Genomic DNA, 21,907 nt, shown 5'->3' with positions numbered 1-21,907 from the left:
CCACAATGTCACAGTCATTTGGTGCACGTTTAGCCGAATCAATGGTCCAGCATGGACCATTGTGTTTGGGTATCGACCCGCATACTGAATTACTGCAAGCTTGGGGCCTGACTAACGATCCCGCAGGCCTCGCAACGTTTTCGAAAACTATTGTCGAGGCTGCAGCCGAGACGACCGGTGTTGCTGCTCTGAAACCCCAAGTCGCACTGTATGAGCGATTTGGGTCAGCGGGTTTTTCCGTGTTGGAAGAGACGCTGGAGTTAGCGCGACAGGCAAATATTGTCACTATCGCCGATGCGAAACGTGGCGATATTGGTTCGACCATGGCCGGTTACGCTCAGGCCTGGCTGGCGGATGGTTCCTCCTTGGCTGCCGATGCAGTGACACTGTCTGCGTACTTGGGATACGAATCATTACGTCCCGCTATTGACCTCGCACTTGCGAATAATCGCGGAGTTTTTGTGCTGGCTTTGACCTCAAATCCGGAGGGTGCAACTGTTCAACATGCCGCGGAGAATGGCAAGTCCGTTGCAAAACGTATCGTAGATGCTGCGTCACAAGACAACGCCGGTGTTGGACAACTGGGATCGGTCGGCTTGGTTGTAGGTGCCACGGTGACCGGTGCTGCAAAAGCACTGAATATCGACCTGGCGAGGGCCAATGCACCTATCCTGGCCCCGGGCTATGGTTCTCAAGGAGCACAGGCTGCAGAAATCCGTGAAGGATTCGGTCCAGCTTGGGGCAACGTCCTAGTCAACTCGTCTCGAGCGATTTTGCGGCAGGGCCCACAAATTCCGGCTCTTCACGCTGCGATTGAGCACTCCCGGAAAGACCTGGATGTGAAGTAGACTACATTTCACTAGGCTATATGTAGGTCAATACACGGAGTAGTCACTCACCCCCAGGGGGTGACTATCCTTACCTTTTGCAAGGTAGGGTTGGGTGCGAAAGGCAGAACCAATGGTCCTTAAAGATTTGACACCCGCCGAACGACAAGCTGCGCGACAAAAGGCGCTTGATGCCCGGACTGAGCGCGCTAAAGTAAAAACGGAGTTTGCAAGCGGATCGTTGTCCCTGGCAGAGGTTTTCGAGCGTAGTGATATCGATGATGCCGTCGCCCGTATGCGTACCATTGACTTATTGACGTCGCTGAAGGGTATCGGCGAAATCCGGGCGCAGGGCATCATGGAGCAATGTGACATTTCGCCGAATCGCCGCCTGCGAGGCTTGGGGCATCGACAGCGTAAAGCGTTGATTCAAGCCCTTGGCCGCTAGGCGAAATTCTGCGTAAACGTTCTCACGCTTTTGGGTATGCACTACTATTGGGGTACCCTACTCCATAGCGGAATTGCAGTCGTATTGAACCCAGCCAGCTGAGGATGATTTTGTCAGATCAGAAGCCACCGGTCATTCCCGGGCCACGAGAATTGACCCTTCGGCCTGAGCACTCTGGCACTGTCCCCGCCGTGACTGTCTTGGCTGGCCCCACTGCTGTTGGTAAGGGAACAGTGAGTCAGTATATTCGCGAACACTACCCACAAGTTTCCTTATCCGTTTCCGCTACCACGCGACAGCCCAGGCCCGGTGAGATTGACGGGGTGCATTACTCATTTCTCACCCATGCCCAGTTCAATGAGTTGATAAAACAGGGTAAAATGTTGGAGTGGGCTGAGGTCCATGGCTTAAACAAGTACGGGACTCGCAGGGACACTGTAGAAGCCGCTATTCGCAATGGTCAGCACGTCCTGTTGGAGATCGATTTACAAGGTGCAAGACAGGTTCGGCAGACGATGCCGGAAGCAACGTTTATTTTCTTGGCGCCACCCAGCTGGGACGAACTCGTGCGACGACTCGTTGGCCGGGGGACCGAATCTAGACAAGAGCAGCAGCGAAGGTTGGAAACCGCTAGACTAGAGCTGGCTGCAGAACCAGAGTTTGACGCCGTGATTGTCAACGATACAGTTGGACAAGCTTCTTCCAGGCTGGTTGAAGTCATGCAGTTATCTGCACAGCAGTAGCCATGGCATAGAACATTACATCCACGATCCCCGGTCGCTACGGGGGACTAATTGGAGAGTCAGTGACTGAACAAAATACCCAAGGTATCGTCAACCCACCCCTAGATGAATTGCTAGAAAAGGTTGACTCCAAATATGCGCTCGTGCTCTTCGCAGCACAGCGCGCACGCCAAATCAATGCGTACTATTCCCAGTTGCACGAAGGCCTCTTTGAGTATGTCGGACCACTCGTAGATACCGAGCTCAACGAAAAGGCAATGTCGATCGCACTGCGCGAAGTCGATGCAGGTTTGCTGGAAATGAAACCTGTCGAAGAGGTACGGGCCGCCGCTGCAGAGGAGCTGGACGAAGAGTTCCCGACTTTCGAACTCCCGTCAAATGATGACGATCCGTTTGCACTGCCAGACGAAGACGCCGCAGGTTCAACCGACGAATAAAGCATCATTTAGCTCGATTGGGGGCATCATGCGGATCGTTTTAGGTGTAACCGGAGGCATCGCTGCTTATAAAGCCGCACTGCTGTTGCGTCTCATGACCGAAGATGGACATGAGGTCCACGTTGTCCCCACGAACTCCGCACTCAACTTCGTAGGTAAAGCCACCTGGGAAGCCCTCTCGGGGCAACCGGTCTACAACGACACCTTCGAAGCAGTTGAAGAAGTCAACCACGTGCTCCAGGGGCGTCAAGCCGATCTGGTGATCATCGCACCGGCAACCGCCAATTCGCTGGCGAAAGCGGCCACCGGGCTGGCCGACGATCTGATCGGAAATATTTTACTGACGGCCACCGTGCCAGTAGTTATGGCACCAGCGATGCACACAGAAATGTGGGAAAACGCGGCAACCAAAGCAAATGTCGCAACGCTCCGTGGCCGCGGTGTGCATGTGATTGAGCCAGCTGTCGGCCGTTTGACCGGGGTTGATACCGGCAAGGGACGCTTTCCAGAGCCCGATGACATTTGGTCCCAGACCAAGGCCCTGCTCACCGAAACACCCTCGCAAGGAAAGCTGGAAGGCAAGCGCGTCGTCATCAGTGCCGGAGGCACCCGCGAAGCACTGGACCCAGTGCGATACCTCGGTAATCGTTCCTCTGGCAAACAGGGCGTTGCACTAGCACTGGCCGCTGCCCGCGCTGGTGCCGACGTGACACTGATTGCCGGAGCCATGGATATTGCACCACCCCAACACCAAAATATTGCCGTGGTATCCATAGAATCGACCCGAGATCTTCTGGACGCAGTGCTGCACCACGCTGAAGGTAAAGATGGGCTGATTATGGCTGCAGCGGTCGCTGACTTCCGTCCTGCAGCTGCAACCGATGAAAAGATCAAAAAACAAGACGATAACTCCGCGCCCACCATCGTGCTGGAACAAACCGAGGATGTTCTACGGACCACCGTCGAACAACGAGATGCTGGTCAGCCGCTCCCACCCGTCATCGTTGGGTTTGCTGCTGAAACTGGTGACGCAGAAACAACCCCGCTGGAATATGGGCGTTCCAAGTTGCAGCGCAAGGGTTGCGAAATTCTTGTAGTTAACGAAGTTGGTATTGGCAAAGTCTTTGGACAAGACGATAACGATGCAACCATCATCTTCGCTGATGGCAGCGATGATGTGCCGGTGCAAGGTTCTAAAGACCTCGTTGCCGAAGAGATTATTAACCAACTCGCTGGCGCACTGGCCTGAAGTTTACGATCCGTGAACCGCAGTGAGCCCTTCAGCCGCACAGCAGGTAAACTCTCCTACTGTGACTGCTAAAAATACTTCATCCTTGTACGAGCCCTACGCCGGCATCGGCGATGGCGAGCTCCGCCTGTTCACCTCTGAATCCGTGACCGCCGGCCACCCAGACAAGATCTGCGACCAAATTTCAGATGCTGTCCTCGACGCGATCATTGCAAAAGACTCCAACGCCAAAGTTGCAGTCGAAACGCTGGTGACGACCGGCCTGGTCCAAGTCGCCGGTGAAGTCAGTACGTCGGCGTATGTGGAGATCCCTGAAATCGTACGCAAGACCATCCTGGATATTGGTTATGACTCCTCGGCCAATGGTTTTGACGGGGCAACCTGTGGCGTCAACGTGTCCATTGGCCAGCAGTCCACTGATATCTATGATGGTGTTTCAACTTCTCTCGAAACTCGTGATGGATCCGTCGACGAAATCGACAAACAGGGGGCCGGTGACCAAGGCCTGATGTTCGGCTATGCCTCGAATGAGACCCCGGCGTTAATGCCAGCACCGATTTATCTTGCCCACCGTTTGTCTGAGCGCTTGACCAATGTGCGTCAGCAGCCGAACTCACCGATGCCGTACCTGTTGCCGGACGGTAAAACGCAAGTCACCATCGGATACGACGAACATCACGTGCCACAAAGTGTAGAGACCGTAGTGGTATCGACACAGCACGTCGCTGACGTCACGCAGGAGCAACTTCACGAAGATCTAAGAGCACACGTTATCGAACCTGTGCTGAAGAACTTTGGCCTGGACTACTCCTACGCCGACATCATCATCAATCCCTCGGGACCCTTTGTGATTGGTGGGCCAGTGGGTGACGCAGGCCTGACCGGACGAAAAATCATCGTAGATACCTACGGTGGCATGGCACGTCACGGTGGCGGCGCCTTTTCCGGAAAAGATCCCTCCAAGGTGGATCGTTCAGCGGCCTACGCTACCCGTTGGGTTGCCAAAAATATTGTCGCAGCGGGCCTAGCCGATCGTGCTGAAGTACAAGTTGCCTACGCGATCGGTAAGGCGCGTCCAGTCGGGTTGTATGTTGATACATTTGGCACCGAAAAAACCAGTCACAAGAACATTGTCGAAGCAATCAACGACGTCTTCGACCTTCGCCCGGCTGCAATTGTCCAAGATCTCCAACTACTGCGTCCCATATATCAAGCGACAGCCGCCAACGGCCACTTTGGCCGGGAACTGCCGGACTTTACCTGGGAACGTACAGATAAGGTAGACCAGCTGCGTGCCGCTGTAGGCTGGTGACGTGCCGGAAACAGATGCTCTCTTCGACCTTCCAGAGTCGCGTGCCAAGTTACCGCCGGCACCCGATGGTTGGCCAGAACAACCGGTGGCCAAAATTTTGTTGGAAACACCGGTTCCGCATCTGGACAGGCTCTTCGACTATCTTATTTCCAAGGAACTCGACGAGGCAGCCCGACCCGGGGTGCGAGTCAAAGTGCGGTTCGGACACCAACAACTCTTTGGTTGGCTTATCCAACGTACCGACACCATTGACACGGCATCCCGCCTCACTACCATCCAAAAAGTGGTATCGGTTATGCCGGTCCTTGAACCCAACGTCCTTGCCTTGGCACAGGAGGTCGCAAAACACTACGGATCGATCACCGCAGATGTTCTGCGAGCCGTCATACCGCGCCGCATGGCCGGCGTCGAACGTGAAATAGCCCAACAACGTGATGACGGACGGATCCCGAAACCACCCGTTATTGAACCCCCCGGCGATGTAGCGCTCACGGAGAGTTCTGGCCCTGAATTTCGGTGGGACCTGATCGATGGTGCGGATCAACTCTTTAGCCCCGGACATGCCGAGCATTATGCACTGAGCCTGCCCTCAGCATTCGGCAGCTGGGACAGCATGGGTGTTCTAGCCGACGCCGCACAACGCTTGGCAGCAGCCGGCCAAATAAGTCTGCTTATCGTGCCCGATCACAAACACCTTTCCCGGTTACAACGTCAACTCGAGGAACGGGTCGGGAAACACGGTTTCGGCCTCCTGAGCGGAGAACAAGGTAACACTGCCAGGTATCGGACATTCCTGAAAATCCTGACCGGACAGCATCGCATCGTTATCGGAACACGATCAGCTATCTGGGCCCCGCTGGAACACATCGACCTGGTCGCCGTGTGGGAACCCACCAGCGACCACCTCATCGAACCGCGCACCCCATATTTTCATGTGCACTCCGTTGCTCGGCTGCGGGCCACACAACACGGGGCGCGCCTATTGCTCGCATCGACATCGCGTGCCATCGAGATCCAACATCTCGTCGCAAACGGTGAGATCACCCAAATCGGAGTCGACCGCAGTGTTCGCAATGCCCTCGCACCACGCGTCGTTGCGACATCCGACACATTTCACGCCGAACGCGACCCCCTTGCACAAATCGCTCGAATTCCACACAACGCCCATCGAGCCGCAAGTGAAGCACTCGAAGGCAAACACGGTCAGGCCGGGCCGGTGCTCGTTCAGGTGGCACGTGCTGGCTTCATCCCAGGCCTGTTCTGTGCACGCTGTGGCGAGTCTGCACGGTGTAGACACTGTGTGGGGCCGCTGGGCTATACGGACCGTCTAGCGGTCCAGAAACACGAGGCCACATGCCGGTGGTGCGGTATCAAAGAGCGACACTTCGCATGCGCCCAGTGTGCATCTAATCAACTGCGAGCCGGAGCTAGAGGAGTGCACCGCACCGCTGATGAACTGGGTAGGGCCTTTCCGATGATCCCAATCATGTCGTCGTCAGCAGATCATTTGCTGGTGACCATTGAAGACCGTCCCGCGATCGTCATTTCAACCCCGGGGGCAGAGCCTGTGGCTCCTGGTGGATATGCGGCTGCACTGCTGCTGGACGGCGATGCACAGCTGCAACGTGAAGGGCTCAATGTACCTGAAGAGGTGCTCGGTCACTGGATGCGGGCCGCAACCCTTGTGAGACCTGCAACTGACGGGGGAGTCGTGGTGGTCACCGCTGAATACGATGACGCAGTGGCATCGCTGGTGCAAATGAATCCGATCGCCTGGGCGAACCGGCAATTGGCACAGCGTCAACAACTTGGCCTACCGCCGGCAATGAGGGTAGCCGAGCTGCTCGGTCCACTCGATGAAATCCAACGCATGATGCGACATACCCCGTTGCCGTATCAGTCGGATGAATCCCCGTGGATTGGACCGGTTGTCGTGGACGACCGCGCACACCGCGCGCTGCTATTTTTCCCGCAGCATGTCGCAGATCAAGTGATTCCAACGTTAAAGACGACCCGCGCACAGCTGTCAGCTCGGGGTGAGTCAACGGCAGTCCGGCTGCGAATTGATCCGACGGATGTGCTCTAGAGACGCCACGTAATGAGTGCGGCAACTGCCGCTGAGCGTTCATAGTGCAACAGGTGGCCGGTACGCGGCAGAATATGTGTCTCGACGTCGTCATTGACGATTCCGATTTGGTCTGCGAGCGCCGAAATGTCGTCGGGTGAGGACAGCTCGTCAGCTTCGCCTCCGATGAGGGTCACCGGCAACTTGAGTGACTGTGCAACATCGGAGACCGTGTGCTGTACTGACGCTCGATAGGCCTCTAACAACACCTCGGGAGATTCAAAAGCGGAGAAATATGCTTGATGCTGGTCGTGAGTGTAGGCCAGCACGCGTGGGTCATCGGTTTTTGTCATAAACGCACCGGTAGCCCAGACAATCAATCGGTTGCTCAGCAGCTGGCGGCCCATGGTTGGTGGCAGGGTCGCTGCTACCTGATAAAAACTGTTGGTGACAGCTGTGGCTGCCCGATCCATCCTGGACTGTGCCGCTAGGGCGGGTCGGGCGATGGGATTCAAGAGCACCAGATGACGATATGCGAAAGGTCGTTGATGGACTGCGTATGCAGCGATGACTGAACCAAAGGAATGCCCCAACAGTGCCGGGGCGTCTAACCGTTGGGCCAGCTGGTTGACGACATGAGCAAGGTTCTCGACCGTGTGCTCAGCATCGGGCATAGCGGGTGATGCCCCAAAACCTGGCAGGTCTGGTGTCCATACTCCGCAGTTAGATAATCCATCGATCACAAGTTCTAAACCATGATGATCACCGCGAAAACCGTGGATCGCCAAAAGTTGTCGACTGTCGGGTGGGCCAGGGTAGCCAAAGACCGTCACTTCGAATGGGGCGCCGCTGACAGGGTCGGTGACTTCGATACCGAAGCGGTCTGGATTCCGCTGCGAATTGCCTGTCAATAGAGCCCTGTCTCGAACGAGATGCTGCGGTCGCAAACGCGGCCAAATGCCAAATGTCATACCTACCAGTCTATAAAAACTCGGGCTCACCCGGGCGACCGCGTGACCGATGCTACACAGGTGTGGTTAAGTAACGCCTATGGCTGCCAATTCAACTGCCCAGATTATTATGTCGTTAGACCTCGGGACCACTTCGACCCGTGTTGCCCTGTATGACACCGACGGGAATGCCGTGACCATTGTGGCGCGGGAACATCAACAGTATTTTCCCCATCCTGGTTGGGTCGAACACGACGCTGCCGAGATCTGGGCAAACATCCGCGAACTGGCTGCACTGTCGCTAGCTCGTGCCCAGCTCACCGCGGCCGATATCATCACCATTGGCATCACGAATCAACGCGAGACTGTTGTGGCCTGGGATGCCGACACCTCACAGCCTGTACATCGCGCAATTGTCTGGCAGGATGCGCGAACCGACTCTGTGGTTGAACAGCTCATCTCTGCTGGCCATAACGCTTCGGTTCAACACGCTACCGGGCTGAACCTGTCAGCGTATTTTTCAGCTTCGAAGATGGCTTGGATACTGCATCACAATGAAGACGCTGCACGACTAGCCACACGCGGACGTTTACGCTTTGGCACCATCGACTCCTGGATTATCTGGAACCTGACCGGCGGAGCAGTCCATGCCACCGACATCACCAACGCCTCGCGGACCTCCCTAATGGATATTCACACCGGGCAGTGGGATCTAGCGCTGGGTGAGATCTTTGGCCTGGCCCCCAAAGTATTAGAGTCGTCGCTACCGACCATCTACCCATCGGTCCACCATTTCGGCACGGTAGCTAACGGGCTAGCTATTGCGGGGATATCCATTACCGGGGTGCTGGGGGACCAGCAGGCCGCAAGCTTTGGTCAGACAATCTTTGCTGCAGGCGAAGCCAAAAACACCTATGGCACCGGATGTTTCGTGTTATATAACACTGGCACCGAACCGGTTGTTTCTACCAGCGGCTTACTCACCACCGTTGCATATCAGTTGCCGAACGAGCCCCCCGTCTATGCCCTGGAAGGCTCCATCGCTCAGGCGGGCTCGGTGGTCCAATGGTTACGAGACCAATTAGGAATCATTCGCAGTTCAAAAGACATCGAAGCACTCGCCAACAGCGTCGAGGACCATGGTGGCGTGTATTTCGTACCGGCATTTTCTGGGCTCTTTGCGCCATGGTGGCGCTCCGATGCCTCGGGGACGATCATTGGGCTCACCAGTTATGCTACGTCCGGTCATATTGCCCGGGCTGCATTAGACGCCACCGCTTACCAAACTCTTGACGTGGTGAAAGCAGTAGAGACTGATACAGGGCAGCAGCTGCAGCGCCTCAACGTTGACGGTGGGATGACCACCAATGACCAGTTGATGCAGTTTCAGTCCGATATTTTAGACGTCGTCGTCGAACGTAGCGCTGACATCGAGACCACCGCCCGCGGTGCCGCCTATGCAGCGGGACTCGGCATTGGGGTATGGCAGAACACTGCGCAACTGCGCGAACTGTGGCAATCCGGTGGGGTATGGTATCCGCAGATCGTCCCAACAAAACGGAGTCGTCTCGTCCGAGGCTGGCGTGCGGCAATCGACCACACGATTGGCTGGCCGGTTGATGAGACCAGCTAGAATATTAGACTGACACTAGATCTGACCTTCTCGTAGAAACTGTAGACAGGACAACGTGACGAACACATCGAATCAGGCCGATACCGGGCGCGAAGAGTATTCATTTTCTGCCATTGAGCAGCGCTGGGCCGGCTATTGGGAAAACAACAAGGTATTCCAAGCCGCAGACGACGGTCAACGGCCGCGGAAATATGTGCTCGATATGTTCCCATATCCGTCCGGTGATCTTCACATGGGGCACGCTGAAGCCTTTGCGATGGGCGATGTGGTCTCTCGCTACTGGATGCTGCGCGGTTACGATGTTCTTCACCCGATTGGGTGGGACTCCTTTGGTCTGCCTGCCGAGAATGCTGCGATCGCTCGAGACGCGCATCCGGCCGAATGGACCTACGAGAATATTGCGACCCAGCGATCATCATTTGAGCGCTATGCGATTTCCGTAGACTGGGATACGGTCCTGCACACCTCGGATCCAGAATATTACCGCTGGACCCAGTGGCTCTTTTTGAAATTTTACGAACGCGGGCTGACATACCGAAAAAATTCGCCGGTTAACTGGTGTCCTAAAGACCAAACCGTGCTGGCGAATGAGCAAGTGGTCGATGGCGCTTGTGAACGCTGTGGCACTGAGGTGACAAAGAAGGCCCTGGAGCAGTGGTATTTTAAGATCACGGACTACGCCGAGCGACTTTTACAGGATATGGACGCTCTGGAAGGGAAATGGCCAGAGCGCGTCCTGAATATGCAGCGCAATTGGATCGGTAAATCCACCGGTGCAACCGTTACGTTTGCCATTGAAGACGGACCGGCCATTGAGGTCTACACGACCCGCCCTGACACCCTCTACGGCGCCACCTTCATGGTGGTCGCTGCCGATGCAGAACTTGCAGAAGAACTCGTTACCGAAGAACAGGCTGCAGCTCTCAAGACCTACCGTGACGATTTAAAACACGTCTCAGATATTGACCGTCAGTCGACTGACCGACCAAAGACCGGAGTGTTTTTGGGACGTTACGGAATCAACCCGCTCTCGGGCGAACGAGTCCCTGTTTGGGCATCAGATTATGTCCTGTCGGATTACGGCACCGGGGCCATCATGGCTGTGCCCGCACACGATCAGCGAGATATGGACTTCGCTCGCGCAATGGACCTGCCCGTTCGAACAGTGGTAGATACCGGCGAAGACAATCCAGAAGACACCGGAGATGCCACAACCGGTACCGGTGCCAATATCAACTCCGGCGAGCTCGATGGTCTCACCGGCCAGGCTGCCATCGATAAAGCAATCGAGCTGTTGGACGTTAGGGGCACAGGCTTTAAATCCGTGAACTACCGTTTACGCGACTGGTTGTTGTCCCGTCAGCGGTTCTGGGGTGCACCCATCCCGATTATTCACTGCGATACCTGCGGTGAAGTGCCTGTTCCACAAGATCAACTTCCTGTCGAGCTGCCCAAAAACTTACATGGACAGCAGCTAGCTCCCAAGGGTAAGTCCCCCCTTGAAGCCGCTGAAGACTGGGTCAATGTATCGTGCCCAACCTGTAATGGACCGGCTCAGCGCGATACCGACACGATGGATACGTTTGTCGACTCGTCCTGGTACTACATGCGTTTCGTATCGGCGAATAATTCCGAAGAGATCTGGGATCGCGACAAACTTGACCGCTGGGGGCCAGTCGACCAGTACGTCGGTGGCGTTGAGCATGCCATCTTGCACCTGTTATATTCACGCTTCTTTACCAAAGCGCTCTACGACATGGATTTGGTGAGCTTTACCGAACCATTCACCCGCCTGCTCAATCAGGGACAGGTCCTCAATGGTGGCAAAGCGATGTCAAAATCCTTAGGCAACGGTGTAGCACTCGGTGAACAACTCGATGCCTTCGGCGTTGATGCGATCCGTCTGACCATGGTGTTTGCTTCTCCTCCAGAAGATGACGTGGACTGGGCCGATGTGTCACCAGCCGCGTCGCTCAAATTCTTAGCCCGTGCCTGGAGGCTTGCCCAAGACGTACACTTATCGGGTTCAACGCCTGGAACGGATCCTTCCGGTGGGGACTCGGCGCTGCGTCAGATTACCCATAAAGTCGTGCATGAAGCAGAATCACTGCTTGACGATCAAAAATTCAATGTGGTTGTGGCTCGCACCATGGAATTGGTCAACGCCACACGTAAAGAGGTCGACAATGGTGCAGGTGCCGGCAGTCCAGCAGTACGTGAAGCCGTTGAGGTAATCGCACAGCTGCTGTCCCTGGTCGCCCCGTATACAGCCGAAGATATGTGGGCGCTACTTGGACACAAGCCGTCAGTATCCCGTTCGGCTTGGTTGACTGTTGATGAATCGTTGCTCGTTGAAGACAAGATCACCGTCATAGCCCAGGTACAGGGCAAACTGCGAGACCGTTTTGAAGTGCCCGCTGATATTTCGGATCAAGACCTCGAAAAAGTCGCCCGCGACTCGGAGAATGTCCAGCGTTCCATTGGCGACAAAGAGATCCGAAAAGTCATTGTGGTCAAAGGCAAACTCGTCAACTTCGTAGTTGGCTAATCGCAGTATGTCGGATGTAGCAGCATGGATCGCCAGACTGGCCGCCACCTCGCGTGATGTACGCAGCGAGGCGGTCGGCTGGGCGCGCTACATAAAGCCAGCCCGCAAGGATCGGGTCGCCATCGTTACTGACACGTCAGCCGCACTACCGGATGAGGTATATCAGCTACCCAATGGGTCGGAGCTATTCATTATCCCGATACCGGTGATGATCGGCGACCAAATTTATAATGAAGATGACGAAGTCCTGCACCACGATCTTTCCATCGCATTGGCTGCAGGAACGAGTCTGCGCACATCGCGTCCGTCACCCGGACAATTTTCAGCCACGTATAAGCACGTGGCTGAACAGGGTTACAGCCGTATCTTGTCCATCCACCTGTCGTCACGGCTATCAGGCACGACAGATGCCGCACGTATCGCCGCACAATCTTCACCAATACCGGTTACGGTCCTAGACTCCTATAACGCCGGCATGTCACTTGGCCATGCGGTATTGGACACGCTGATGCGCACCCGGTTGGGGCTCTCACCGGATTTTTTGGCGGATATCGCCCAACGGCAGGCCGATGTCGGCCAAACCATTTTTACTGTGCCCAACCTTGATGCGCTGCGTAAAGGTGGCCGCATACCGGCGTTACCTGGACTCCTTGGACAGCTCCTTCAAGTCCGTCCAGTGATGCATCTGAAAGATGGGGCCATAGAACTCCTCGACAGGCCTCGAAGTCAGGCCAAGGCCCTTGCACTGATCACCGAGATCGCGAACTCCGCAGAAACGCCAGTGCGCTTGAGTGTCCAAGCCTATGGTGATTTCGAGACCGCTCACGAGCTAGCAGCAGCACTAGAAGAACACTCATCGATGCCCGTACCGGTGCTGCGTCTTCCCGCAGTTTTAGCAGCCCACCTTGGGTTAGGCGCGCTGGGTATATCTATGAGCCCAGCTCTCGATTACGCCGGCTACGGCAGACCCTAAACCACAGGTTGGAAAGTGTTAGCAAGTCGGACTGCTTCTGACCAACGTCGCAGTCGACATGTCCGAGCCGCTCGCGCTAGAGGTGCTACGGCCGGTGAAATTCTGTGGTGTGTGATGTATCCACAGCATGAAACGTACAAAGACGTTATCCACAACGTAGCTTGAGGGCCACTAGGCAGCCGAATGCGTGTCACATGCTGTAGGTATGGCTAAACATTTGGCAGAGCCCGGCGAACATCAACCGCGGGCGCCACTCTGGCGCACAAAAGTTGCACTGTCTGCTGTTTTGATGCTTGCTATCGTCATCGCAACAATATTTGGATTTCGGTGGCTGATTACAGAGCAGCCCGGTGCTCAAGACACCACTCTTGCCGTGAATAATAGTCAAGAGGATTCACCCGGATCTGAATCCGATGCGGAACCGACAACAGAGCACGAAGACGACGTTTTGATGTCTGACGATTCCAGTGATAGCCAACTTATCGTACATGTGGCCGGTGAGGTCCACGATCCGGGCATAGTAGAACTCACTGCAAATGCTCGGGTCGTTGACGCTATCGAAGCAGCGGGTGGTGCTACGGAACAGGCGCAACTAGATGCGCTCAACTTGGCTGCTGTGGCTTCTGACGGAGACTATATTCTGGTCCCAAATCGCGAAGCCGATGGATCAAACGTTGGGTCCGATTCACCGGCGGCAACACACGGTTCGGCCGATGTAGGAACCGGCATGGTAAATATCAATACTGCCGACACCGCGGCTTTGGAAACGTTACCTGGAGTGGGCCCTGCCACAGCCGAGCAGATTATTGCCCATCGGGAACAACATGGGGACTTCACAAATCTGGCCAGTCTAGAAGAAGTCTCCGGTATCGGTCCTGCAACTCGCGAACGTCTTGAGGGATTGGTGAGTTGGTGATTGAGCACGACCATATCAAGCCTGATGATATCGCAGCGCCCATTGACATCCGACTCATTCCAGCTGCGACACTGACTGCAGGCGTCTGCTTTCTCATACCCATGCTTCCGATGTTTTGGGTTCGATGGATACCCGTTGCTTTGCCATTCATCGGTGGCATAGCCGCGCTGGTCCTATGGTTCTTCCGTTCATCGAAAAAACGGCGTTTGGTAAATTTAGGCCTTATTTTCACGATTGCCTGTTGGATGGCCACCCCTGCTGCCTGTATTGTGCAACATCAGCGTATAGCCGCGGAGGATTCTGGTTGGTTACAACTCGTAGAAGATCTGGGCACAGCCAGAATGTCAGTTCAACTCGTCACTGACCCCGTCGAACGTGATAGTCCATTTGGTCCCAACTGGTTCGTGACCGCCAAAGTAGAGCATTTTGGAAAAGATCTCGTACCCACAGATCACCCGGCCAAGATTGTCGTTTCAGGTGATGAGACTTGGGCAGATCTGAGCGCAGAAGATCATGGGTGTTTTATGGGACGGGTCTCCGATAACGAATCCAGTGTATTTGTCACCGCATTGGGCGCAGTAAACCAAGGCACGTGTCTGGGACCCGACCATACTCAGAGCACGACTGGGCGAGATCAGATGCGGACAACCTTACGGGATCAGTCGGCTGAAACCATCGCCTATGCGCCAGAACTATTACCCGGGCTCATCCTAGGGGACCGATCACAACAGTCAGAACACCTAGATGAAGCTATGAAAATATCTGGACTGAGCCATCTCTCGGCCGTCTCAGGTGCCCATACATCGCTGATCGCTGCGGCGGCTACCCTCTTGTTTCGAAGTTTGCGCTTACCCCGATCAATCGTCATCGCGGCATTCTTCTGCACGCTGCTGCTATTTGTCCAGATCGTCGGTATGCAACCATCAATCATTCGAGCTGCCACGATGGGCGCTATCGGTGCCTGGGCTCTGTACTTTGGGAGAGGTTCGCAAGCGTTACCGGTTCTTGCCCTATCAACCATTGTTATCCTGACGATTTCGCCTGAGCTAGTACATGAAGTGGGCTTCCAACTCTCCGTTGCTGCTACTGCCGGGATCGTGTTGGGCGCGCAACCACTCGAGCGATGGCTGCATAGGTACTTAAATAAAGTACTACCAGATTTCTGGGCGTCAATGCTCAGCTCGTCACTGGCAATATCTACGACTGCGCAACTTGCGTGCCAACCTATCTTGCTGTCATTTATCGACTACATCAGTCCCTATTCATTGCTGGCTAACCTGCTTGCCACACCGTTGCTGCCACTGATTACTGTGCCCGGCACACTCGCGGCTGGAATCTCGGTCGTTGCACCGGCTATCTCCCAAACGATTTTGCACCTGGTTGCCATCCCAACATCCGGTATCGGATGGGTTGCCACTACTGTGACAGATCTACCCGGTGCGAAGCTGGCCTGGCCCGACGGTATAGCTGGCGTACTCTTGATCACCTTGCACTGGGCAGCCTGCGCTATTTTCATAGTGAGACTCTTGCGCTCTCAGCGCCGACCTAAACCACCTGTCAAACTTGACGAGCGTGTGCCGAGATGGCGTCGAAGTATGCACAGCCTATATCGACAACACCAGGGTGTGACCAGCGTCGTTCAATCCATGATCCTTGTGATTGCTGTCGTCGCACACGTAGCGGTGTTCTGGCCGAGTAACGGCGGAGGAGTCGATGACAACTGGGACATTATCGGTTGCGATGTTGGTCAAGGCGATATGTTTCTGATTCGCACGGGCGCTGCATCAGCAATGGTGATCGACACTGGACCAGACGAAGCATTAGCACAGCGATGCCTAGCAGACGCAAATATCGAGACCATAGATGCTTTGGCGGTCACGCACCTGCATGCAGATCACGTCGGTGGCATTGGGGGAGTCACAGCAAGGATACAACCAGCTCAAGTACTGTATTCCACGGGGGCTGATCCTACATATCCTGCTGCCGAAACCGGCCTGCCGGACGACGCCCAGCACGTCAAGGAGCCCGTAGTTCAAGTAATTGACCATGCCGCTGACCAAGGAGTGCATTCGGTACAGGTGCGGTGGACAGTGCTGTCGGCTGACTCCCAGACGTCTAACGAAAATAATGCCTCGATGGTATTACTAGTGGAAATCTACCGACACGGTGGGACAGTCAAAGCGCTGTTCACAGGCGACCTGGAGGAAGATGCAGCCGCCCAGCTTATCGCACAGGACCTTGTGCCCGAGGATATCGATATTTTGAAACTTTCACATCACGGTGCTCAAAATGGCGGCACAGAACTGATCCAACATACCGCGCCAAAGGTGGCAATGATCGGCGTTGGCGCAGAAAATAGTTACGGGCATCCTCACGATGACATCTTGTCCGCTTTGGGAGCCAACGTGGAAATTCGCCGAACAGACTTAGATGGCACGTTTTCAGTGACGTTCGAACAGAATCAAACCTATATGGCCGTGGACCGATAGACTCGAAACTATGGCTTCCCCTCGTCGTTCAAAAACCTCTGGAGCATCCTGGCGCGATGTAACCGTTTCACCATTTATTTTGGTCCAAGGTGGTGAAGACTATATCCATACCAGGGTGACAGACACGATTAAAACCCAACTCAAACAAGCTGAACCAGATACTGAGATTCATCATTTGTCGGCAGCAGAGTATCAAGCGGGCGAGCTACAAGTCTTGGCCAGCCCCTCCTTGTTTGGCGAGAAAAAGTTGTTGGTTTTCGACGAAATGCATAAAATGACCGACGCGTTCTTGGTCGACGGCCTGGAATACATCCAATATCAGAACCCAGATGTAACATTTCTCGGTCTGCATGGCGGTGGTAACCGAGGTAAGCGGCTATTAGATGTGCTCAAGAAATCTGGCCAACACATTGAAGCGAAACCCATCAAATCCGACCGAGACAGAATGGAATTTCTGCAGGCAGAATTTCGCGAAGCTCGTCGTAGAATTGAGCCGGATGCCATCAGGGCGCTAGCCGATGCGATAGGGCAGAATCTTGGTGAGCTCGCCAGTTCTGCGCAGCAGCTCATATCGGATACCCAAGGAACGATCACCGAGGACATCGTCGAAAAATACTATGGCGGCCGGGTCCAGGCTACCGCGTTCAAAGTAGCCGATAGCGCGCTAGAAGGACAGCTTGGTCCAGCCACAGCTCTATTGCGACATGCGCTAGCGACCGGTGTACAACCCGTGGCCATTACTGCGTCGTTTGCGATGAAAGCTCGGCAGGTCGCACGCGCAGTGGACGCCCAACTATCCCAGGGACAACTTGCATCGGCGTTGGGCATGGCGCCTTGGCAAGTTCAACGCGTTGTCGCGACCGCCCGACATTGGACGCCTGTAAATATTGCTGGGGCCATTGAACTCATTGCACGTGCTGATGCCGAGGCCAAAGGTCAGGCGCGGGATCCTGCGTTTGCTGTAGAACGCATGGTCACCAAGGTGGCCGGTATGGCTGGACGCCACTAACGATTCCTTAAATATTTGAGGCCACTACGTCAAACGTAGTGGCCTCAAATAAGTCTTGAAGTTCTGTTAGAACTTAGGCATCCATTGCGTTTATACGAGCTGCCACACCGGATTTGCGGTTGGCAGCCTGGTTGCGGTGGATAGCACCCTTGCTGACGGCTTTGTCGAGTTTACGGTCAGCAATTGAAAGAGCTTTTACAGCTGCTTCCTTATCGCCAGCGTCAACAGCCTTATTTACTTTGCGCAGTACAGTCTTAACTTCAGACTTAATTGCAGTATTGCGTTCACGACGTTTCTCATTCGTGATTGCGCGCTTCTTTGAAGATTTTAGATTAGCCAATGTATGGTCCTATCATTCTAAAAATTATGGGTCGGTGAGGGGTATTCTTGCCCAAGCGACTGAGCGGTGTGGGGGTACCTAGGTAAGCCTGGTCAAGAGTGCCCGTCGACCTGCGCGGACACACAGCCGCCCAGTCTATCAAAATCTCGAGGGAACGGCGAATCCATCGTTCAGTTTCGGTATTTTTAGTTGGCCAAGTACGGACGCTGGCGTATTGGCGCGATATGTAGTCGCCCAACGTTCTGAAACGTGAAAGAATAGAGCAACGATAAAAGCTGCTGGAATGCCAGAGTTTTACTGATCTTACAAGCTATGAAGATATCTAAGGATGGTGCACGTGTCGCCAGTGGCGTCCAATCCGCCTCAGCCAGGTTCTACTCATTCATCTGTGATTCGGAACTTTTGTATTGTCGCGCATATCGATCACGGCAAGTCGACGCTTGCTGACCGAATGCTACAAAGCACCAATGTCGTGACACCTCGTGAGATGCAAAGCCAGTTCCTGGACAACATGGATATCGAGCGAGAGCGCGGGATCACCATTAAATCCCAGGCGGTCCGTATGCCATGGCAAGTTGATAACGAAGACTATGTCTTGAACATGATTGACACGCCTGGCCACGTTGACTTCGCCTACGAGGTCTCGCGTTCCTTGGCAGCCTGCGAGGGCGCGATCCTGTTGGTGGATGCTGCCCAAGGAATCGAAGCGCAGACCTTGGCGAACCTATATATGGCTATGGAACATGATCTGGAAATTATTCCGGTCTTGAATAAGATCGATCTCCCAGCTGCAGAGCCAGAACGCTACGCGTTAGAAATTTCAAATCTCATTGGCATTGACCCTGATGACATACTCAAGGTTTCTGGCAAGACAGGTGAAGGTGTTGAAGCCCTCTTGGATCGCGTCGTGAGAGACGTCCCAGCACCATCAGGCGATGCAGATGCTCCGGCTCGAGCTATGATTTTCGACTCCATTTATGATACGTACCGCGGTGTTATTACCTATGTTCGGATGGTGGATGGCAAACTTGAGCCTCGCCAAGGTATCCGCATGATGGCCACCGGATCGTCATATGAGCTGCAGGAATCTGGCATCTATTCCCCGGACGCTATCCCTAGCGAGGGCCTGGGTGTGGGTGAAGTTGGTTACCTGATTACTGGGGTCAAGGATGTCGCTGAGTCAAAGGTCGGCGATACTGTCACATCGAAACAGCATCCTGCTGAAGAGCCAATCGGTGGTTACCGTGAGCCTCGACCGATGGTCTTCTCAGGACTTTATCCAATGGACGGTTCCGACTATCCGGCGCTTCGTGAAGCGCTAGAAAAGTTACAGCTCAATGATGCTGCCCTGACCTATGAACCTGAAACTTCCGTTGCACTTGGCTTCGGTTTCCGTGTCGGATTCTTGGGCCTGCTCCACTTAGAGATCGTGCGTGAACGTCTCGAACGTGAATATAATTTGGATCTGATTTCGACTGCACCCAACGTTATTTATAACGTCACCACCGAAGACGGCACCCTCGTTCGTGTCACGAACCCATCGGAATTCCCAGAAGGAAAAATAACCGAGGTAGATGAGCCCATGGCGATGGCAACTGTGATCGTGCCATCAGAATTTATCGGCTCGGTGATGGAGCTATCGCAGGGCAAACGTGGCCAACTCAGCGGCATGGACTATTTGTCAGAAGAGCGTGTTGAAATTCGCTACTGGATCCCTCTGGCAGAGATTGTGTTCGACTACTTCGACCTCTTGAAGTCTCGCACCAAGGGTTATGCCTCGTTGAATTGGCAGCGTGACGGCTCCCAAGTTGCTGATCTGGTAAAAGTCGACATCCTGCTGCAGGGTGATGCCGTTGATGCGTTCTCTGCCATCACCCACCGTGATCGTGCATATGGTTACGGCGTGAAAATGACTGCAAAGCTCAAGGAACTTATTCCGCGGCAGCAATTCGAGGTTCCCATCCAGGCTGCTATCGGTTCTCGCATTATTGCCAGAGAGAACATTCGTGCGATCCGGAAAGACGTGCTTTCCAAGTGTTATGGCGGTGACATTTCTCGTAAGCGCAAGTTGCTCGAGAAGCAGAAGGAAGGTAAAAAGCGTATGAAGATGGTGGGTACCGTCGAAGTTCCGCAAGAAGCCTTTATCGCAGCACTCTCGACAGATACGGACACCTAACCGATCTTGAACAAAATTGATACACCACCTGGCACCGGCATTCTTCCCGATTTTGTTGCGGCTGCAGTCAATGGCAGCGATCGGACGTTTTCGCTGTACGTTCACGTACCGTTTTGCAGTAGCCGCTGTGGGTACTGCGACTTTAACACTTACATTTCCCCAGACCTGGGTCCTGGGGCATCACATGAGAGTTATGCTGATACCGCCATTAAGGAACTGGAATTCGCGGCTGACGCGATGGAGAAATCAGGTGTTCAACCGAAACCGTTGCATTCCGTATTTTTTGGCGGTGGCACGCCAACGTTGTTGCCGTCCACTGATCTGACCCGCATTCTTAAACGCGCGGACCGGTTGTTTGGTATTGATGACACCGCAGAGATTACTACTGAAGCTAACCCAGATTCGCTGAGTCGAGAAGCCGTGCAGGGACTCGCCGATGGCGGGTTTAACCGGGTCTCTATGGGGATGCAGTCCTCTGTCAGCCATGTTCTGCAAGTCTTAGAACGGACCCACAACCCTGACAATGTAGATATTGCCGCTGAGTGGATCCGTGAAGCTGGACTCGATATGTCATTGGACCTGATTTTTGGTACTCCAGGAGAGTCCCTGGAAGATTGGGAACGCTCCCTGGATGCTGTCCTAGCGCTGCAACCTGATCACGTCTCAGCGTATGGGCTGATTGTGGAAGAGGGCACTAAACTTGCCGCCCAAATTCGACGTGGCGTATATCCGAACACCGACCCGGATGATCAGGCTGATAAGTATCTCTTAACCGAAGAGCGCCTCGATGCCGCGGGCTATCGGTGGTATGAAATCTCCAACTGGGCTCATGATCCACACAATGAGGGCCTTCATCAGTCCCAGCACAACCTAGCGTACTGGCGTGACCAGGATTGGTGGGGGATAGGACCAGGAGCCCACTCACATATGGCAGGCTTACGATGGTGGAACGCCAAACATCCAGCAGCATATGCGTCTCGTATGCTGGATAATATTTCGCCAGCTATTGGCCAAGAGATCCCCGACGACGATGCCAGATTGCTAGAGAAAATCATGCTAGGTGTACGCCTCGCAGAGGGCCTCGACCTTGACGTTCTAGCAGCCCAGGACAAAGACGCTGCGATGCAGGCACGACGCGAAGCCAACGTGTTGGCCACCCAGGGATTAATCGAGCCGGCAGCTTTAGAACACGGCAAGATCGTGCCGACCCTCAAAGGACGTCTTTTAGACGACGCCATTACCCGTAGGCTTGCAGGTTTTTAGAATACGATTCAAATTTTGCTAGCGGATGATACGCAAGTTAAATGGGTACCGGTATGGTCGGCCTTTATTGACCTCGATGCCGGCAATGACGCCAGAGATGGTCATAAATACCCACAATAAGACTGCAACGACACCGAAGATCGCGCCCATAATCGGCAAAAAGGCCAGAATATTCATGGCCACCCCAACAACGGTCAAAGGCAACGTGAAGTTTAGCGCCTCTTTGGACTCTTGTTCCGAAAACGGCCCTCGTGAACGGAACACGATGAATATGACCAGTGAGGGGATGAAGCCCAAAAACGCGCCGAAATGGGCGATGGTAGCCCATTGACGGTCCTCCGATGGCGTCAGCGGGCTGCGCGAGATGGTTTCGCTGCCTTGTCCTGAGGCGCCAGGGGTTTGTGCCACGTTATGCTTCCTTTACAGTCGATTCAGCTGCATGAAAATTTGCTGATACAGACAATACGTTAACAGTCTAGACCCGTTCTGTGTCTGGACGGGGTACATCGGCGTGGTTCGGAGGAAATTC

Annotated in this window: 18 protein-coding genes; 15 read left to right on the top strand and 3 right to left on the bottom strand. The window is 54.4% G+C overall.

What is annotated here, in order from left to right; translation table 11 throughout:
• Window positions 1-5 precede the first annotated feature (5 nt).
• The 7 genes from pyrF to L0H14_RS01780 all read left to right on the top strand — a co-directional run bounded on the left by pyrF (window position 6) and on the right by L0H14_RS01780 (window position 7,102).
• Entirely contained in the window at window positions 6-848 is an 843-nt protein-coding gene (gene pyrF, locus L0H14_RS01810; RefSeq protein WP_301416566.1) for an orotidine-5'-phosphate decarboxylase, read from the top strand.
• 112 nt (window positions 849-960) lie between these two features.
• Window positions 961-1,275 carry an integration host factor, actinobacterial type gene (mihF, locus tag L0H14_RS01805; RefSeq protein ID WP_301416564.1) on the top strand — a complete coding sequence of 105 codons (315 nt, stop codon included), beginning with the start codon at window positions 961-963 and terminating at the stop codon, window positions 1,273-1,275.
• 134 nt (window positions 1,276-1,409) lie between these two features.
• Window positions 1,410-2,018: a guanylate kinase gene (gene gmk / locus L0H14_RS01800; protein WP_301416602.1), complete on the top strand. Its 609-nt coding sequence runs from the start codon at window positions 1,410-1,412 to the stop codon at window positions 2,016-2,018.
• A 62-nt stretch (window positions 2,019-2,080) separates the two neighbouring features.
• Complete coding sequence (gene rpoZ / locus L0H14_RS01795; protein ID WP_301416562.1) at window positions 2,081-2,455, top strand: DNA-directed RNA polymerase subunit omega; 375 nt, start codon at window positions 2,081-2,083, stop codon at window positions 2,453-2,455.
• Between the two features lie 28 nt (window positions 2,456-2,483).
• Entirely contained in the window at window positions 2,484-3,704 is a 1,221-nt protein-coding gene (coaBC, locus tag L0H14_RS01790) for a bifunctional phosphopantothenoylcysteine decarboxylase/phosphopantothenate--cysteine ligase CoaBC (protein WP_301416560.1), read from the top strand.
• A gap of 106 nt (window positions 3,705-3,810) precedes the next feature.
• Window positions 3,811-5,016: a methionine adenosyltransferase gene (metK, locus tag L0H14_RS01785; protein WP_301416601.1), complete on the top strand. Its 1,206-nt coding sequence runs from the start codon at window positions 3,811-3,813 to the stop codon at window positions 5,014-5,016.
• Between the two features lies 1 nt (window position 5,017).
• Window positions 5,018-7,102, top strand: coding sequence for a primosomal protein N' (locus L0H14_RS01780; protein WP_301416558.1), 2,085 nt, complete (start codon window positions 5,018-5,020; stop codon window positions 7,100-7,102).
• On the opposite strand, the gene L0H14_RS01775 is transcribed toward L0H14_RS01780, so the two are convergent.
• On the bottom strand, window positions 7,099-7,992 hold the full coding sequence (locus L0H14_RS01775) for an alpha/beta fold hydrolase (protein WP_301421336.1): 894 nt from the start codon (window positions 7,990-7,992) through the stop codon (window positions 7,099-7,101). The two genes, L0H14_RS01780 and L0H14_RS01775, sit on opposite strands and share 4 nt — an antisense overlap.
• A gap of 139 nt (window positions 7,993-8,131) precedes the next feature.
• Between L0H14_RS01775 and glpK the strand changes: the two genes are divergently transcribed.
• From glpK to holA, 6 genes are all read left to right on the top strand, one after another.
• A complete protein-coding gene (glpK, locus tag L0H14_RS01770; protein ID WP_301416537.1) occupies window positions 8,132-9,664 on the top strand; it encodes a glycerol kinase GlpK in 1,533 nt (510 codons plus the stop codon).
• A 55-nt stretch (window positions 9,665-9,719) separates the two neighbouring features.
• A complete protein-coding gene (leuS, locus tag L0H14_RS01765) occupies window positions 9,720-12,212 on the top strand; it encodes a leucine--tRNA ligase (RefSeq protein ID WP_301416535.1) in 2,493 nt (830 codons plus the stop codon).
• A gap of 7 nt (window positions 12,213-12,219) precedes the next feature.
• Complete coding sequence (locus L0H14_RS01760) at window positions 12,220-13,185, top strand: DegV family protein (protein ID WP_301421335.1); 966 nt, start codon at window positions 12,220-12,222, stop codon at window positions 13,183-13,185.
• 205 nt (window positions 13,186-13,390) lie between these two features.
• On the top strand, window positions 13,391-14,101 hold the full coding sequence (locus L0H14_RS01755) for a ComEA family DNA-binding protein (protein ID WP_301416531.1): 711 nt from the start codon (window positions 13,391-13,393) through the stop codon (window positions 14,099-14,101).
• Window positions 14,098-16,590, top strand: a complete 2,493-nt coding sequence (locus L0H14_RS01750; RefSeq protein ID WP_301416529.1) for a ComEC/Rec2 family competence protein — start codon at window positions 14,098-14,100, stop codon at window positions 16,588-16,590. Before L0H14_RS01755 ends, L0H14_RS01750 begins: the two co-directional genes overlap by 4 nt.
• Window positions 16,591-16,600: 10 nt before the next feature.
• Window positions 16,601-17,599, top strand: a complete 999-nt coding sequence (holA, locus tag L0H14_RS01745) for a DNA polymerase III subunit delta (protein WP_301416527.1) — start codon at window positions 16,601-16,603, stop codon at window positions 17,597-17,599.
• 73 nt (window positions 17,600-17,672) lie between these two features.
• On the opposite strand, the gene rpsT is transcribed toward holA, so the two are convergent.
• Entirely contained in the window at window positions 17,673-17,939 is a 267-nt protein-coding gene (gene rpsT / locus L0H14_RS01740; RefSeq protein ID WP_301416526.1) for a 30S ribosomal protein S20, read from the bottom strand.
• A 337-nt stretch (window positions 17,940-18,276) separates the two neighbouring features.
• Here rpsT and lepA point away from each other — a divergent pair, with 337 nt between their 5' ends.
• Window positions 18,277-20,115 (top strand): translation elongation factor 4, encoded by a 1,839-nt coding sequence (lepA, locus tag L0H14_RS01735; RefSeq protein ID WP_301416524.1) that lies wholly within the window; start codon window positions 18,277-18,279, stop codon window positions 20,113-20,115.
• Between the two features lie 6 nt (window positions 20,116-20,121).
• Window positions 20,122-21,378 (top strand): radical SAM family heme chaperone HemW, encoded by a 1,257-nt coding sequence (gene hemW, locus L0H14_RS01730; RefSeq protein ID WP_336621685.1) that lies wholly within the window; start codon window positions 20,122-20,124, stop codon window positions 21,376-21,378.
• Between the two features lie 18 nt (window positions 21,379-21,396).
• On the opposite strand, the gene L0H14_RS01725 is transcribed toward hemW, so the two are convergent.
• Window positions 21,397-21,786 (bottom strand): DUF4870 domain-containing protein, encoded by a 390-nt coding sequence (locus tag L0H14_RS01725; RefSeq protein ID WP_301416522.1) that lies wholly within the window; start codon window positions 21,784-21,786, stop codon window positions 21,397-21,399.
• Window positions 21,787-21,907: the final 121 nt, after the last annotated feature.

This window comes from Yaniella sp. (assembly GCF_030453185.1).
Taxonomy (GTDB): domain Bacteria; phylum Actinomycetota; class Actinomycetes; order Actinomycetales; family Micrococcaceae; genus Yaniella.
The sequence above is the reverse complement of the archived record's forward strand: the minus strand, read 5'-3'. Positions and strand labels throughout refer to the sequence as shown.

Bases quoted from the DNA above. Each gene is read 5' to 3' on its own strand.
- holA (WP_301416527.1), top strand. From the start codon at position 16,601: ATGGCTTCCCCTCGTCGTTCAAAAACCTCTGGAGCATCCTGGCGCGAT.
- coaBC (WP_301416560.1), top strand. From the start codon at position 2,484: ATGCGGATCGTTTTAGGTGTAACCGGAGGCATCGCTGCTTATAAAGCC.
- glpK (WP_301416537.1), top strand. From the start codon at position 8,132: ATGGCTGCCAATTCAACTGCCCAGATTATTATGTCGTTAGACCTCGGG.
- pyrF (WP_301416566.1), top strand. From the start codon at position 6: ATGTCACAGTCATTTGGTGCACGTTTAGCCGAATCAATGGTCCAGCAT.
- mihF (WP_301416564.1), top strand. From the start codon at position 961: ATGGTCCTTAAAGATTTGACACCCGCCGAACGACAAGCTGCGCGACAA.
- L0H14_RS01760 (WP_301421335.1), top strand. From the start codon at position 12,220: ATGTCGGATGTAGCAGCATGGATCGCCAGACTGGCCGCCACCTCGCGT.
- L0H14_RS01755 (WP_301416531.1), top strand. From the start codon at position 13,391: ATGGCTAAACATTTGGCAGAGCCCGGCGAACATCAACCGCGGGCGCCA.